Annotated in this window: 11 protein-coding genes and 1 pseudogene; 7 read left to right on the top strand and 5 right to left on the bottom strand. The window is 67.2% G+C overall.

Translation table 11 applies throughout. The features are described from left to right. Positions 1–49: 49 nt before the first annotated feature. Complete coding sequence (locus BST27_RS08100) at positions 50–1144, bottom strand: helix-turn-helix domain-containing protein (RefSeq protein WP_232007388.1); 1095 nt, start codon at positions 1142–1144, stop codon at positions 50–52. Between the two features lie 390 nt (positions 1145–1534). Between BST27_RS08100 and BST27_RS08105 the strand changes: the two genes are divergently transcribed. Further along, on the top strand, positions 1535–1813 hold the full coding sequence (locus tag BST27_RS08105; protein ID WP_069421166.1) for a WhiB family transcriptional regulator: 279 nt from the start codon (positions 1535–1537) through the stop codon (positions 1811–1813). A 68-nt stretch (positions 1814–1881) separates the two neighbouring features. Here BST27_RS08105 and BST27_RS08110 read toward each other — a convergent pair whose 3' ends face one another. Further along, a complete protein-coding gene (locus tag BST27_RS08110; RefSeq protein WP_069421165.1) occupies positions 1882–2340 on the bottom strand; it encodes a nitroreductase family deazaflavin-dependent oxidoreductase in 459 nt (152 codons plus the stop codon). Positions 2341–2498: 158 nt separating this feature from the next. On the opposite strand from BST27_RS08110, the gene sigI reads away from it, so the two are divergent. Then, positions 2499–3422: an RNA polymerase sigma factor SigI gene (gene sigI, locus BST27_RS08115; RefSeq protein ID WP_069421164.1), complete on the top strand. Its 924-nt coding sequence runs from the start codon at positions 2499–2501 to the stop codon at positions 3420–3422. Here the strand turns inward: sigI and BST27_RS08120 are convergent. After that, positions 3373–4509: a MinD/ParA family ATP-binding protein gene (locus BST27_RS08120; protein WP_079220294.1), complete on the bottom strand. Its 1137-nt coding sequence runs from the start codon at positions 4507–4509 to the stop codon at positions 3373–3375. The two genes, sigI and BST27_RS08120, sit on opposite strands and share 50 nt — an antisense overlap. Positions 4510–4850: 341 nt before the next feature. Between BST27_RS08120 and BST27_RS33095 the strand changes: the two genes are divergently transcribed. The 3 genes from BST27_RS33095 to BST27_RS08130 all read left to right on the top strand — a co-directional run bounded on the left by BST27_RS33095 (position 4851) and on the right by BST27_RS08130 (position 12028). After that, positions 4851–5039 (top strand): hypothetical protein, encoded by a 189-nt coding sequence (locus BST27_RS33095; RefSeq protein ID WP_197518174.1) that lies wholly within the window; start codon positions 4851–4853, stop codon positions 5037–5039. 934 nt (positions 5040–5973) lie between these two features. Further along, positions 5974–10569 carry a glutamate synthase large subunit gene (gene gltB, locus BST27_RS08125; RefSeq protein WP_069421163.1) on the top strand — a complete coding sequence of 1532 codons (4596 nt, stop codon included), beginning with the start codon at positions 5974–5976 and terminating at the stop codon, positions 10567–10569. Beyond that, on the top strand, positions 10562–12028 hold the full coding sequence (locus BST27_RS08130; RefSeq protein ID WP_069421162.1) for a glutamate synthase subunit beta: 1467 nt from the start codon (positions 10562–10564) through the stop codon (positions 12026–12028). Before gltB ends, BST27_RS08130 begins: the two co-directional genes overlap by 8 nt. 345 nt (positions 12029–12373) lie before the next feature. Here BST27_RS08130 and BST27_RS08135 read toward each other — a convergent pair whose 3' ends face one another. After that, positions 12374–13219: an LLM class F420-dependent oxidoreductase gene (locus BST27_RS08135; protein ID WP_069421161.1), complete on the bottom strand. Its 846-nt coding sequence runs from the start codon at positions 13217–13219 to the stop codon at positions 12374–12376. A 51-nt stretch (positions 13220–13270) separates the two neighbouring features. Here BST27_RS08135 and BST27_RS08140 point away from each other — a divergent pair, with 51 nt between their 5' ends. Together BST27_RS08140 and BST27_RS08145 are read left to right on the top strand one after the other, a co-directional pair. Continuing rightward, complete coding sequence (locus BST27_RS08140) at positions 13271–13708, top strand: hypothetical protein (RefSeq protein ID WP_069421160.1); 438 nt, start codon at positions 13271–13273, stop codon at positions 13706–13708. Next, positions 13708–14712, top strand: a complete 1005-nt coding sequence (locus BST27_RS08145) for a PHP domain-containing protein (RefSeq protein WP_069421159.1) — start codon at positions 13708–13710, stop codon at positions 14710–14712. The genes BST27_RS08140 and BST27_RS08145 overlap by 1 nt, the downstream gene beginning before the upstream one ends. Here BST27_RS08145 and BST27_RS32325 read toward each other — a convergent pair. After that, positions 14709–15140, bottom strand: a pseudogene (locus BST27_RS32325) (PE family protein); the annotation flags it as partial. The gene BST27_RS08145 and the pseudogene BST27_RS32325 sit on opposite strands and share 4 nt — an antisense overlap.

A 15140-nucleotide genomic window follows, 5' to 3' on the forward strand; every position in this document is an offset into this window, starting at 1 on the left:
TGAGCACCGACACCGTCCCGGTCTGGTCGGTGACATAGCCCGGAGCCCACTAATTGAGCTGACGTATCAGCGCTTCGATCGCCTCGATGTCACTGGCCGGCAAAGCTTCTTCGGCCTCAGCGCGGATGATCGTCTCTTCGCTCACCCCGGCCGCTTGGGCGGTTTCGAGCGTGGAAAGATTCGCGCGCCGGCGGGCGGCGTATAGACGCTGCGCCAGCGGCGCATCCGGGGCGGTGGCTCCGAGCGTCATCAACTTGTCGTGCAGACGGCGCACCGCGCCGAGAGCTTTGATCAGCTCCGGGGTGATCCGACTGATGCGGGTTGCTTGGACGGCAATCGTCTCGAGCTGGCGCAAGTCCGCGAGGATCGGCGCGGCCCGCTCGGTGAAGTCGGGATTTCTAGGCTGGGGCAGCGCTGCGATGGCGAGCGTGCAGGTGTCGACCGCCGCGGCGACGGCTTGGGCAATCAACGACGCCGGGCCGGATTCCCCGGACGACGGCTGCGACGACGAGCCGGGGGCCGGGGCCTTGGGCGGGGACGTTGGGGGCGACTGGGTCGGCGGGGCAGTCGGAAGATTTTGTTGCGGGACGGCGCGTTCGCCCTCGCGGATACGGGCAATGGTGCCGCGCGGCCATTGGAGCACTGCCTCGAGCTTGGCCCGGGTGCGTTCGCGCGGCCAACTGCGGCCCTTCTCGAAAGCGATGAGGGCGCCGGCGTTGATGATGCCGTCGGCCGCCAGTCTGCGCTGGCTGATGTCGAGCTCGCGACGACGTGCCGCCGCGGCAGCCCCGGCGCGCACTAGTCCCGGATCGGTCCCGTTGTCGTGATCCCCCGGTTGGCCGTCGACCGCGGGCTCCTTGGACTCGAACGCCAACGCATTGCCTCCATTGGGATCGCCGAACCGAACCGTTGTGCCGCTTGCGGTTACCGAATTCTCATGACGGCCGTCGACGAACATACCGTTGGGCAGGTTGTCGGCGAGCCGCCACTGACCGCCCGCGGAAGCGGGGTACAGGTGGGGCTGAGTGATGTGCGGACCGGCAGTCGGCCGATGCGGTGATTGCTGTGGCCCGGCCAGGTGGGGCCCGACGCTCTGGGACTCGGCCAGCAGCCAGGGCAGCAGCTCGTTTCCGCTTCCCGCCATGCTAACCGTTGCACCCTTCTTGTGGCTGTCACATCGCTACGCTTTTGTGGCGACGGCTGCGACAACTTCTGGTCTGCCTTGAGTCTGGCTGAACCGCGCCGTCGCTACGGTTCACTGTACCTTGAACCGACCTGAATCGGAACGGCTAGCGTGGCATCAGTGCGGTATCCGCGACCAACCGCAGCACCTCCGGAGCCAATCCACAGCTAATTGGCAGCAAGTAAACCCTGGTAAATGCTGCGGTGCGGCGTATGCTCGGGCCTCGTAACTGAAATCCGTAGCACTGCTCGAGCACGCGGATGAGAAACTGTTGCACTGCAACGGTTAGTCCTATACAGTGCTGCAGCAGCGGCCGGACAGCCGCAGCGCTTTTTGGAGGATGGCAACGACATGACCGCTACGACTCTGTACGAGATTCCGCTGGGCGTGTGTACGCAAGACCCTGACCGTTGGACGGAAACGCCCGACGCCGAGGCGAAGATGCTGTGCCGGGCGTGCCCGCGGCGGTGGGCATGCGCCCGCGAGGCCGTCGAGTTGCCGGGCGCCGAGGGCCTCTGGGCCGGCGTCGTCATCCCCGAAAGTGGCCGCGGCCGTGCCTTCGCGTTGGGCCAGTTGCGGTCTTTGGCTGAGCGCAACGGCCAACCGGTGCGTGAGCGAGTGACCGCCTGACTGGCGCAACGAGCGGTCACGCGACAGCGCGAGGAATCTCTGGTTCCTCGCGCTGTTTGCTGTCGGCGCTAGGACGGCCAAGGCGTTGCGACAGAGTCGAATCGGAACACCGCGAGCTGCCCGGCCAGCGCCTCGAACTCGTCCGGGGTGCCGTCGCGAACGATCCCCGAGCGCTTGGCGAAAGCCACCCCAACCGGCACCTGCCGGGGGAACTCCCGCAGCACCGGACGCGCTTCGTCGGCGCTGAGCTCGACGATGTTGACCTTTCGTGCTTTGCGACCACGCGACAGCACGCCGGTGCCGGCGACCCGGGCGTTCGCCGCCCAGTCCGCGCCCGGATATCCGGCCACCACGTAGAGGCCGCCCTGAAAGGTGAACGGCGTCATCGGTGTGCTGCGGGGACGACCCGACTTGCGGCCAGGCACGGTCAAGACCATCGCGGGACCCGTCGGGATGCCGAGCTTCTGCACCGCCAGCACCACCTTGTTCATCGGCTTGAGGAATCGTGGCGGTTGGAGGTCGAGCATGGGTTGCTCCTTCACTGAGATGCGCTGAGATCCGTCGAAAAGAGGTTCTGCACCTAGGACGGGCCGCGGGACCGGAAAGTTACATTCCTCGCGCAGGCATCCCGGAGGCATAGAGTCGGCAGGCGTAACTTCCTTCGCCGCCAGATCGTCGTCAAGGTATGAACCAGCCGCCGTCGAGCAATGACCAGGTCGTCGAGGCGTGGCGTCTGCACCGCCCGTATCTGGTGAATCTCGGGTACCAGATCGTCGGGGACGTCGGCGACGCCGAGGACGCGGTGCAGGAAGCGTTTCTGCGGCTATCGCGGGCCGATGCGGACCAGATCGACGATGTCCGCGGTTGGCTCACGGTGGTCACGAGTCGGCTCTGCCTCGATCAGGTCCGTTCGGCCCGGGTTCGGTATGAACGCCTGGGCGCAGCCGCCGAGGAGATGGTCGGGGGGCGCTCACGGTCGGCCGACCCCGCCGACCGGATCACGCTGGACGACGAGATCGGCGCGGCGCTACGGGAAGTCTTGCGCAGGCTCAGCCCCGGGGAGCGGGTGGCGTTCGTGCTGCACGACGTCTTCGGTGTCCCGTTCGACGAGATCGCCCAGACCGTCGGCCGCCCCGTGGGTACCTGTCGTCAACTGGCGCGGCGCGCGCGGGCCAAGTTCAGCGCCGCGCAGCCCAGAATCAACGAAGTAGCTCCCGGCGAGCACCAGCTGGTCACCGAGACGTTCATCACCGCATGCGCCAACGGCGATATTGCCGCGTTGACCGCGGTCTTGGACCCTGCGGTGTGGGGGATCGGGACTGTCCTTGCCGACCCGGCGCCGCAGCCGCAGATCAACCGCGGGCCGCACGCGGTCGCCACGAATTTGCTGCGTTACCTGGCGCAGGGAGTGACGCTGGTCAGTGGTCCCGCCGGCCAACCGGTGCTGCTTGCGTTCGCCGACCGACGGCTGTTCGCCGTGATCGTGCTGACGATCCGCGGGGGACTGGTGTGCAAACTCGAGGCGACGGTCGACCCGACGGCGCGGGCCGCGGCGACACTCAACGCGCCGGGTTCGGCCCGTCCGCACTCGCCGCGAAGTAGCCCGTAACCGCCGCCGTCACCTGCAAGAACTTCAGCCGCGTCGGCGGCGCCATTTCGTGTGTGACGTCGATGACGCCGCCGGGGCGCAGATGAGGATCGAAGGGCACCTCGACCACGAGTTGCCCCTGATCGAGGAATTCGCGCGCCAACTGTGAACGGGTGCGCTTGTCGGCGTGCCCGTCGGAGTCGTTGAGCACCACGATGCTGCGCTGCAACAGATCGGTGAGGCCGTGGTCTGACAGCCATTGCAGGGTCTTCGCGGCGGCGGCCGCCCCATCTGCCCACGGCGAGGACACCACGATCAGCGCATCGAGATCGCGCAGGACCTCCTGGGTCACCCCAGCCTCCATCGTCGAGCCGCAATCGATGACCGAGATCGCGAAGAACTGATCCAACCGCAGCACGGCTTCCCGGTAGACGGCCGGATCGAGCACCCGGCGTGGGCCGGACGCCGGATCGCCGCCCAGCACGTAGAGCCCGACGGGGTTGTGACCCACCCGGGCGGTCACGTCGCTGAAAGACCGAAGGTTCTTGTCGGCAGTGAGCTCCCAGAACGACCCGGTTGTGGCAGGGTCGATGCGGCTGCTCAACCGGCCGAACGCGGTGTCGGCGTCGATGGCGACGACCCGATCTTGGTGGCGCAGTTCGGCCAAGATGGATCCGACGCTGGCGGCCACCGAGGTCTTGCCCACCCCGCCCTTGCCGAGGACGCCGACTTTGTGGGTGCCGTGCAGCGGCACGCGTATCGCCGCTTCGAGTTGGGCGGCTTCGCGTTGTGCGGCTGACGGACCCGGCTTGATCAGACCCCCGCTGGCCTTCCGGACGGCGCGTCGCCATCCGCGGTCGTCGTACTCCCGCCGAGGCGGTGCTGCTTCGGCGAAGGCGTCGGTCCACGGCTCCTGCTGCGGGGGACCCAGTGGCGGTCCGTGCGGCGAGGGCTCCGGCCGGTGCGGTGCGCCTGGGAACGGCGGAAATGGCTGGGGCGGGCCCCCCGGATGCGGCGGGGTGAGCAGTTGCCGCGTCGGTGGTGGCGGAGCGCCCGGTGACCCAGGCCAGTGCGGCTGCTGAGGAGCGGTCGGCGGTAACGGCGGGATCGGCTCGTCGTGCAACGTGGGCGCCGGCGGTGGGAGCGGTGCGTCGTGGACGGTGGTGGCCGGTGGGGGCAGCGGCGGGATCGCAACGTCGTGCACGGTCGTGGCCGGTGGCCGCAGTGGCGGTATAGGCACCTCGTGCACGGTGGTGGCCGGTGGCGGGATCGGTTCGTCGTGCACTGTGACGGCTGGCGCTGGAAGCGGCGGGATGGGTTCGTCGTGCACCGTGACGACCGGCGTCGGGGCCGCCGGCGTGGGCGGCAGCGGCGGAGGGGGCCCGGGTACCGCTTCGTGCCCCGTCCCCTGCGGCGCGCGCGACGGAAGAGGCGGCGGCGCGGGTGGGTATGACTGAGTCGCCGACGGCGGAGGGCCGACGGGAGGTGGTGGCGGCGCGGGTGGGTGTGCCGTCGGCGGGTGGTGCCCAAGCGGTTGAGGCGGCGCCGGCGGTGGGAACGGGCCGGGCCGCGCCTGTTGGGCGGTCGCGGCCGGTGGTCGCGGGGGCGGTGGCGGTGGCGCGGGTCGCTGTGGCATAGCCGGCTGCGGGCGCGGCACGGGCCGTGCGCCGTGCGAAATGGCGTCTGAGCGATGCGGAAGAGGCGCCTGCCTGCGCGGCGGGTGTGGTTGTTGAGGCGGGTGCGCCGGCGGCACAGCGGGCGTCGGCGGTGCCATGGGCGGGGTGCGCCCAGCGCTGGCCGGCTCATCGGCCACCGGAGTGTTCGACCCGTCGGGGCGTATCCGGTCCCGGAGGAATTCTTCCCGCTCGTTCATGGCTCCTCGGCTGACTGGCGCCGGTCCGTTCCCGCCCGCTGCCCGCGACTTAGCCGGCGCTCGGTTTGCCGGCCAACGCTGCCGGCAACGTGGGACGCTCAATCGGTATTAGTCCAGTATCGACCACCGTCCCATCACCCGCCGCCCTGTGCAAACTTCCGTCAGGGCGTTGGCGCCGGCTTACCCCGCACGGCGATCACCGGGGCGGGATGAATTCAACCCAACGCTGCCATGCATTATCGTTCGCGATGTTGCTGGAGTGACGATCGAGGCGAACCGCGCGCGCCTCCGCAGGCGGCCCGACGGTGCAATCCCAGCAAATCTGTTCGCAGCGGGTCGGCCCGGCCGGTGAGCGCCGTCACAAGAGCGTTTTCGGTCACATCCCGGCAACTCAAAGCCCAGCGTCAAGCGGTTGTCGAACAGCGGTTACAGCGAATTTACGTCGCCGCCAGCTGGCGGGTTACTATTGGAAAGTTGGCATGTCAGGCGGGTTTTGTCATATCGTTTTACGACTTGTCGAGATCGGTTAAAAGGCCACCGTTCAGCGCTGCACGGACGAATTACTAACGAGATCATCACCGCCTGTCGACCAGCCTATCGGCAGGGGCCGAAGGGGTAGGGCCCGCAACCTCCGGGTACAGGCTCCTCGGAGGCGCTGATGAAGGCCGTGCAGAAAGTTTTGTGAAGGGTTAGGTGGGAATGGCGCCCAAGCGCGTCGGGTTGTACAACCCCGCGTTCGAACATGATTCGTGCGGGGTTGCCATGGTCGTCGATATGCACGGCCGGCAGTCCCGAGACATTGTGGAGAAGGCGATCACCGCGTTGCTCAATCTAGAGCACCGGGGCGCGCAGGGGGCCGAGCCGCGCAGCGGCGACGGCGCCGGGATCCTGATCCAGGTCCCGGATGCATTCCTGCGCGAGGTGGTGGAGTTCGAGCTGCCGCCTGTGGGGAGCTACGCCACCGGCATCGCGTTCCTGCCGCAGTCGTCCCGGGACGCCGCCGCGGCCTGCGAGGCGGTCGAGAAGATCGTCGAAGCCGAGGGTCTGCAGGTGCTCGGCTGGCGCAACGTTCCCATCGACGACTCGTCGCTGGGCGCGTTGTCACGCGACGCGATGCCCACCTTCCGCCAGATCTTCGTCGCGGGTGCGGAGGGCATGACGCTGGAGCGCCGCGCTTACGTCGTGCGCAAGCGCGCCGAGCATGAACTCGGCACCAAGGGACCCGGCCAAGACGGGCCCGGTCGGGAAACGGTGTACTTCCCCAGCCTTTCCGGGCGCACCTTCGTCTACAAGGGCATGCTGACCACCCCGCAGCTCAAGGCCTTCTACCTGGACCTGCAGGATGAGCGCCTCACCAGCGCGCTCGGCATCGTGCACTCGCGCTTCTCCACGAACACCTTCCCGTCGTGGCCACTGGCACATCCGTTCCGGCGGGTGGCCCACAACGGCGAGATCAACACGGTCACCGGCAACGAGAACTGGATGCGGGCCCGGGAGGCCCTGATCAAGACCGACGTCTTCGGTTCGGAAGCCGATGTCGAGAAGCTGTTCCCGATCTGCACGCCGGGCGCCTCCGACACCGCGCGGTTCGACGAGGTCGTCGAACTGCTGCACCTCGGTGGCCGCAGCCTGGCCCACGCGGTGCTGATGATGATTCCCGAGGCTTGGGAACGACACGAATCGATGGACCCCGCACTGCGGGCGTTCTACCAGTACCACGCGTCGTTGATGGAGCCGTGGGACGGCCCGGCGTCGATCACCTTCACCGACGGCACCATCGTCGGCGCGGTGCTGGACCGCAACGGTTTGCGTCCGTCCCGCATCTGGGTCACCAGCGAGGGCCTGGTGGTCATGGCCTCCGAGGCCGGCGTCCTCGACCTGGACCCCTCGACCGTGGTGCAGCGGATGCGGCTGCAGCCCGGCCGCATGTTCCTGGTGGACACCACTCAGGGCCGCATCGTCGCCGACGAAGAGATCAAAGCGGAGTTGGCGGCCCAGCACCCGTACCAGGAGTGGCTCGACCAGGGTCTGGTTCCCATCGAGAAGTTGCCTGCCAACAAGTACGTGCGGATGCCGCACCACCGGCTGGTGATGCGGCAGCAGGCCTTCGGCTACACCTATGAGGAACTCAACCTCCTGGTGGCACCGATGGTGCGCACCGGCGCCGAGCCGATCGGCTCGATGGGCACTGACACCCCGGTCGCCGTGCTGTCGAAGCGTCCGAGGATGCTCTACGACTACTTCCACCAGTTGTTCGCGCAGGTGACCAACCCGCCGTTGGACGCCATCCGCGAGGAGGTGGTGACGAGTCTGCAGGGCACCACCGGTGGCGAGCGGGACCTGCTCAACCCGGAACCGGACTCCTGTCACCAGATCTCGCTGCCCCAGCCGATCCTGCGCAACTACGAGCTGGCCAAGCTGATCAACCTCAACCCCGAGGACGAGGTCAACGGGCGTCCGCACGGCATGCGGTCCAAGGTGATCCGGTGTCTGTACCCGGTCGCCGAGGGCGGCGCCGGGCTGGCCGCCGCGATGGATGAGGTGCGGGCGCAGGCGTCGGCGGCGATCGCCGACGGCGCCCGGATGATCATCCTGTCCGACCGCGGCTCCGACGAGCAGCTGGCCCCGATCCCGTCGCTGCTCGCCGTCGCGGGCGTGCACCACCACTTGGTGCGGGAGCGGACCCGTACCCACGTGGGGCTCGTGGTCGAATCCGGTGATGCCCGCGAGGTGCATCACATGGCGATGCTGATCGGTTGCGGCGCCGCCGCGATCAACCCGTACCTGGTTTTCGAGTCGATCGAGGACATGCTCGACCGAGGCGTCATCGACGGCTTTCCTGGTGGGCTGGACCGCAACACGGCGCTGCAGAACTACGTCAAGGCCGCCGGCAAGGGCGTGCTGAAAGTCATGTCCAAGATGGGCATTTCGACGTTGGCGTCCTACACCGGCGCGCAGCTGTTCCAAGCGGTCGGGGTCTCCGAAGAGGTTCTCGACGAGTACTTCACCGGCCTCTCCTGTCCCACCGGCGGGATCACGCTGGACGACATCGCCGCGGACGTCGCCGCGCGCCACGCGCTGGCCTACCTGGACCGGCCGGACGAACGTGCGCACCGCGAGCTGGAAGTGGGCGGTGAATACCAGTGGCGCCGGGAAGGCGAGTACCACCTGTTCAACCCGGAGACGGTGTTCAAACTCCAACACGCCACGCGCACCGGCCAATACAAGATCTTCAAGGAGTACACCCGGCTGGTCGACGACCAGAGCGAGCGGATGGCGTCGCTGCGCGGCCTGCTGAAATTCCGCGCCGGCGTACGTCCACCGGTTCCGCTGGAAGAGGTGGAACCGGCCAGCGAGATCGTCAAGCGTTTCTCGACCGGAGCGATGAGCTACGGCTCGATCTCGGCCGAAGCGCACGAAACGCTGGCCATCGCGATGAACCGGCTGGGCGGCCGGTCCAACAGCGGTGAAGGCGGCGAGGACGTCAGGCGATTCGAGCGCGACCCCAACGGCGACTGGCGTCGCAGCGCCATCAAGCAGGTCGCGTCGGCACGGTTCGGGGTCACCTCGCACTACCTGACCAACTGCACCGACATCCAGATCAAGATGGCTCAGGGTGCGAAACCCGGTGAGGGTGGCCAACTTCCGGGCCACAAGGTGTACCCGTGGGTCGCCGAGGTCCGACACTCCACCCCCGGCGTGGGCCTGATCTCGCCACCGCCGCACCACGACATCTACTCGATCGAGGATCTGGCGCAGCTGATCCACGACCTGAAGAACGCCAACCCGCAGGCACGGGTGCACGTCAAGCTCGTCTCGGAGAACGGGGTCGGCACGGTCGCGGCGGGTGTCTCCAAGGCACACGCCGACGTGGTCCTGATTTCCGGGCACGACGGCGGTACCGGCGCGACCCCGCTGACGTCGATGAAGCACGCCGGCGCGCCGTGGGAGCTGGGTCTGGCCGAGACGCAGCAGACGTTGCTGCTCAACGGGTTACGTGACCGGATCGTGGTCCAGGTCGACGGCCAGCTCAAGACCGGACGCGACGTGATGATCGCCGCGCTGCTGGGCGCCGAGGAATTCGGTTTCGCCACAGCGCCATTGGTGGTGGCCGGCTGCATCATGATGCGGGTGTGCCACCTCGACACCTGCCCGGTCGGTGTGGCCACCCAGAACCCGGTGCTGCGCGAGCGGTTCACCGGCAAGCCGGAGTTCGTCGAGAACTTCTTCCTGTTCATCGCCGAAGAAGTCCGGGAATACATGGCGCAGTTGGGTTTCCGTACCTTGAACGAAGCGATCGGCCAGGCGGGTGCGCTGGACACCACGCTGGCGCGCGCGCACTGGAAGGCCCACCGCCTGGATCTGACGCCCGTCTTGCACGAGCCGGAATCGGCGTTCATGAACCAGGACCTGTACTGCAGTTCGCGGCAGGACCACGGGCTGGACAAGGCGCTCGACCAGCAACTGATCGTGATGAGCAGGGAAGCCCTGGACTCGCAGAAGCCGGTTCGCTTCTCCACCAAGATCAGCAACGTGAACCGCACGGTGGGCACGATGCTCGGCCACGAGGTCACCAAAGCCTATGGCGGCCAAGGGCTGCCGGACGGCACCATCGACATCACATTCGACGGGTCGGCGGGCAACAGCTTCGGCGCTTTCGTGCCCAAGGGCATCACGCTGCGGATCTACGGTGACGCCAACGACTACGTCGGCAAGGGTCTGTCCGGTGGACGAATCGTGGTGCGGCCTTCGGACAACGCGCCGCCGGACTACGTCGCCGAGGAAAACATCATCGGCGGCAACGTGATTCTGTTCGGTGCGACCAGCGGCGAGGTTTTCCTGCGCGGCGTGGTCGGGGAACGTTTCGCGGTCCGCAACTCGGGCGCACATGCGGTCGTCGAAGGCGTGGGCGACCACGGCTGCGAATACATGACTGGCGGCCGGGTGGTCATCCTGGGCCGCACGGGCCGCAACTTCGCCGCCGGCATGTCGGGCGGCATTGCCTACGTGTACGACCCCGACAACGAACTGCCCAACAACCTCAACACCGAGATGGTTGACGTAGAAACACCTGACGAGGACGACGTGGAATTCCTGCACGGCATCATTCAGGCGCACGTGGACAACACCGATTCCGCTGTCGGGCAGCGGATCCTGGCTGACTGGAGTGGCCAGTTGCGGCACTTCGTCAAGGTGATGCCCCGCGACTACAAGAAGGTGCTGGAGGCGATCGCCCAAGCCGAACGCGACGGCACCGATGTCGACAAAGCGATCATGGCGGCGGCGCATGGCTGATCCACGTGGCTTTCTGAAATACACCAAGCGCGAACTGCCCAAGCGGCGGCCCGTGCCGATTCGGCTGCGCGACTGGCACGAGGTCTATGAGGAATTCGACGAGGGGACCCTGCGCGAGCAGGCGACCCGTTGCATGGACTGCGGTATCCCGTTCTGCCATAACGGATGTCCGCTGGGCAACCTCATCCCGGAGTGGAATGACCTGGTGCGCCGCGGCCGCTTCCGCGACGCCATCGAACGGCTGCACGCCACGAACAACTTCCCGGACTTCACCGGCCGGCTCTGCCCGGCGCCGTGTGAGCCGGCGTGCGTGCTGGGTATCAACCAGGACCCGGTGACGATCAAACAGATCGAGCTGGAGATCATCGACCGGGCTTTCGACGAGGGTTGGGTTGAGCCGGTACGGCCGCACTGCGAAACCGGAAAGACCGTGGCGGTCGTCGGTTCGGGCCCGGCGGGTCTGGCCGCTGCCCAGCAACTCACTCGGGCGGGACATGTCGTCACCGTCTTCGAGCGTGACGACCGCATCGGGGGACTGCTGCGTTACGGCATCCCCGAGTTCAAGATGGAAAAGCGCGTGCTGGACCGGCGGTTGGAGCAGATGCGCGCCGAGGGCACCGAGTTCCGGCCCAACGTCAATGTCGGCGTCGACATCACCGCCGAGCAGCTGCTCGCCGATTTCGACGCCGTCGTGCTGGCGGGCGGGGCCACCGCGTGGCGCGACCTGCCGATTCCGGGCCGCGACCTGGACGGCATTCACCAGGCGATGGAGTACCTGCCGTGGGGCAACCGCGTGCAGGAGGGCGACGACGTTCTGGATGAGAACGGTCAACCGCCGATCACCGCCAAGGGCAAGAAGGTCGTCATCATCGGCGGCGGCGACACCGGGGCCGACTGTCTGGGCACCGCGCACCGTCAGGGCGCGGCCAGCATCCACCAGTTCGAGATCATGCCGCGTCCACCCGAAACTCGTGCGGAATCGACGCCATGGCCGACCTACCCGCTGATGTACCGGGTGTCGTCGGCCCATGAGGAGGGCGGCGAGCGGGTCTTCTCCGTGAACACCGAGGAATTCGTCGGCAAAGACGGGCACGTCACCGGGCTCAAGGCGCACGAAGTGGTCATGGAGAACGGCAAGTTCGTCAAGGTCGAGGGCACGGACTTCGAGCTCGAGGCGGATCTGGTGTTGCTGGCGATGGGCTTTGTCGGGCCGGAGAAGGAGGGCCTGCTCACCGAGCTCGGGGTGGAGTTCACCGAGCGCGGCAACGTGGCCCGGGGCGACGACTTCGACACTTCGGTGCCGGGCGTGTTCGTTGCCGGCGACATGGGCCGGGGGCAGTCGCTTATCGTCTGGGCCATTGCCGAGGGACGGGCCGCTGCCGCGGGGGTGGATCGGTATCTGATGGGCTCAAGTGCACTGCCGGCGCCGATCAAGCCGACCGCCCGCCCGCTCGTTTAGTCACACCAGTCACACCAGAAACATTTGATAAATTGCGCGGCGCGTCGCTGAACGTTTGCCAGACGCAAGGTGTCTAATGGGCGACTGTGGGATCAGTCACATAGAGATCCCGCGCTAGTTCCAAGATCGCAGGAGTGTCACTGTGCGTAGCAACCGAGTGCCCCGGTCACGCGTCAGCCGAATCGCCTGGTCATGGCTTCGCCATCCAGTGAAGAGCCACGAGTTCCCGGCCAAGCACGAGCGCCTGGTTACCGCCGAAGAGTTACTCCGCTTTGCAATGTGAGCGCCCCCGGCGGCGCGCCATGAGCGCGCGGCGGGTTTGCTCTGGGTTTATCAGGCGGTTGTCTAGAGAAGTCCAGATTCCCGGATCGCTTCCGCCATCGGTTCCAGCACGCTCGGGTCGTGCGGTGGATTGATGTAGACGATGCCCAACTCCAAGCCTTCGGCGGCCAGCGCAGCGGCGTCCGCGATGACCTGGCTGTAGTCACGTTCCGGACCCAAGCGCAGATGCGCCGACAACGTGATTTCCTTGGGATCGCGTCCGATGTCCGAACAGTGCGACGCAAGGACGTCGCGCTTGCGGGCGAACTCTTCGGGCGTGCCGCCGGCGAAATTCCAGTGTTGGGCGTAGCGGGCGACAATCCGCAGGGTGCGCTTCTCCCCGCTGCCGCCGATGCAGATGGGCGGGTGCGGCCGCTGCGGTCCCTTGGGTTCGTTGCGGGCGCCCTTGAGTTGGTAGTACTTGCCGTGAAAGTCGGTCGTCTCCTGGCTGAGCAGGCCGATCAACACCTCGCACGCCTCTTCGAAGCGGTCGAAGCGTTCCTTGATGGTGCCCAGTTCGATGCCGTAGGCGTTCGACTCCTCCTCGTTCCACCCGGCGCCGATGCCGAGTTCGAGTCGGCCGTTGGAGATGATGTCGAGCGCGGCAGCCATATTGGCCAACACGGCGGGGTGGCGGTAGTGGATTCCAGTGACCAAGGTGCCCAGCCGCAGCCGTTTGGTCGCCTGGGCCAGCGCCGTCAGGGTCGTCCACCCCTCGAGACACGGGCCGCTGGAGTCGCTGAAAATCGGGTAGAAGTGGTCGAAGGTCCAGCCGGATTCGTAGACGTCGATGTCGTCGGCGGCCTGCCAAACGGACAGCATCTGCTGCCAGGTCGTGTTCTGCGGTGAGGTTTTGAACGCGAATCGCATACCTACGACGTTAGGCCCGCTTCCTGTGGCACAACTACACTCGGACCAACGATGAGCTGTGCCCTCGGAGTTGACACCAAAATCACCCTGCTCGCGACCGGACTGATCTTTCTGCTGGCGCTTGGTCTCGGGGTGTGGAAGTACCGCCAGATCATGGTCAGCGAGGACCACCGCGCTCACCCCTATGTCGACATCGCCCACCGCGCGGCACTGCTCTACTCGTTCGCGACCCTGCTGATCGCGGTGTTCGTCCAACTCAGCGCCTGGCCCGCCTGGGTCAACCTGTCCGGGGCCATGGTGGCGGTGTTTTTCTTCGTCGCCGCGATCGGCAGCTACATCCTGCACGGGGCGTTGCGCGACACCGACAATCAGTTCGATCCGCCGGTGCGGGGCACCCGGCTGGCGATGGCCTCCCTCATCGTGGGCGAGATGGGCGGTTTCGCCGTGGTGTTCGCCGGATTCATCGCTGGGCAATTGTGGCCGGGGTAGTGGACCCGGTAGTGGCGCTGCGCCAAATCGCCTACTACAAGGACCGCAGCCGTCACGATCCCCGGCGGGTGATGGCGTATCGCAAGGCCGCCGACATCCTCGAGGGCATGGACGAGGCCGCCCTGGAACGTCACGGCCAGGCAAACAGCTGGCAATCGATCCCGGGGATCGGGCCCAAGACCGCCAAGGTCATCGCGCAGGCGTGGGCCGGACAAGAACCTGACCAACTGGTCGAATTGCGGTCTGAGGCAAAGGATTTGGGTGGCGGAGAGATCCGCGCCGCGCTGCGGGGAGATCTGCACCTGCATTCGAACTGGTCCGACGGATCCGCGCCGATCGAGGAGATGATGACGACCGCGGCGGAGCTCGGCCACGAGTACTGCGCGCTGACCGACCATTCACCCCGATTGACCATCGCCAACGGCCTGTCCCCGGATCGGCTGCGCAGGCAACTCGACGAGATCGACGCGCTGCGGGACAAGTTCGCGATGCGCATTCTGACCGGGATCGAGGTGGACATCCTCGAGGACGGCAGCCTGGACCAGGAGCCCGAGCTGTTGGAGCGGCTCGACATCGTGGTGGCGAGTGTGCACTCGAAGCTGTCCATGGATGCCGCCGCCATGACTCGGCGGATGATCAACGCCGTCTCCAACCCGCACACGGACGTACTGGGCCACTGCACCGGCCGGCTTGTTTCCGGTAACCGCGGCATCCGGCCCGAATCGAAGTTCGACGCCGAGGCGGTGTTCACCGCCTGCCGTGACCACGGCACCGCCGTGGAGATCAACTCGCGTCCCGAGCGTAGGGATCCGCCGACCCGGCTGCTGAACCTGGCGCGGGACATCGGCTGTGTGTTCAGCATCGACACCGATGCGCATGCGCCGGGCCAGCTGGACTTCCTGGGTTACGGCGCGCAACGAGCTTTGGATGCCGGTATCTCGGTCGAGCGGATTGTCAACACCTGGCCTGCCGAGCAGCTGCTGGAGTGGGCGGGATCAAGTTAGACCGACTGCCCGCCGCCGCCGCCGTTGCCAACGATCAGGGCCTCGGCGCCCAGGCCGGCGACGCCGGTGAGGCCCCCATCACCTCCGAACTGGCCGACACCGCCACCCGCGCCTCCGGCGCCACCCAAGTCGCCCTTTGTACCTGCGACGCCAGGGACGGTGGTGGAGGGATACGCCCAAGCGCCGCCGCCACCACCGCCTCCGGGGCCGGTGCCACCGATGCCTGCGGCGCCTCCCTGAGCCAGACCGAGCGAGGCGGTGGTGACCGCGTTGCCGCCTGCACCACCCGCTCCGCCGGCGCCGCCGGCGTAGGCGGCCCCACCGCCTCCGCCGCCTCCACCGCCCAAGGCCATGTCCCCGGTCGATACCCCAAGCGCGGCCGCGCCGGCGCCCCCAACGGCGGCGCAGGTGGTACCGGCGGCGGGGGC

The sequence above is a fragment of the Mycobacterium intermedium genome (genome assembly GCF_002086275.1).
Lineage (GTDB): Bacteria > Actinomycetota > Actinomycetes > Mycobacteriales > Mycobacteriaceae > Mycobacterium > Mycobacterium intermedium.

Coding starts and splice junctions, on each gene's coding strand:
- BST27_RS08105 (WP_069421166.1), top strand. CDS start 1,535: ATGACCGCTACGACTCTGTACGAGATTCCGCTGGGCGTGTGTACGCAA.
- BST27_RS08135 (WP_069421161.1), bottom strand. CDS start 13,219: ATGCGATTCGCGTTCAAAACCTCACCGCAGAACACGACCTGGCAGCAG.
- gltB (WP_069421163.1), top strand. CDS start 5,974: ATGGCGCCCAAGCGCGTCGGGTTGTACAACCCCGCGTTCGAACATGAT.
- BST27_RS08140 (WP_069421160.1), top strand. CDS start 13,271: ATGAGCTGTGCCCTCGGAGTTGACACCAAAATCACCCTGCTCGCGACC.
- sigI (WP_069421164.1), top strand. CDS start 2,499: ATGAACCAGCCGCCGTCGAGCAATGACCAGGTCGTCGAGGCGTGGCGT.
- BST27_RS08130 (WP_069421162.1), top strand. CDS start 10,562: ATGGCTGATCCACGTGGCTTTCTGAAATACACCAAGCGCGAACTGCCC.
- BST27_RS08110 (WP_069421165.1), bottom strand. CDS start 2,340: ATGCTCGACCTCCAACCGCCACGATTCCTCAAGCCGATGAACAAGGTG.
- BST27_RS08100 (WP_232007388.1), bottom strand. CDS start 1,144: ATGGCGGGAAGCGGAAACGAGCTGCTGCCCTGGCTGCTGGCCGAGTCC.
- BST27_RS33095 (WP_197518174.1), top strand. CDS start 4,851: ATGACTGAGTCGCCGACGGCGGAGGGCCGACGGGAGGTGGTGGCGGCG.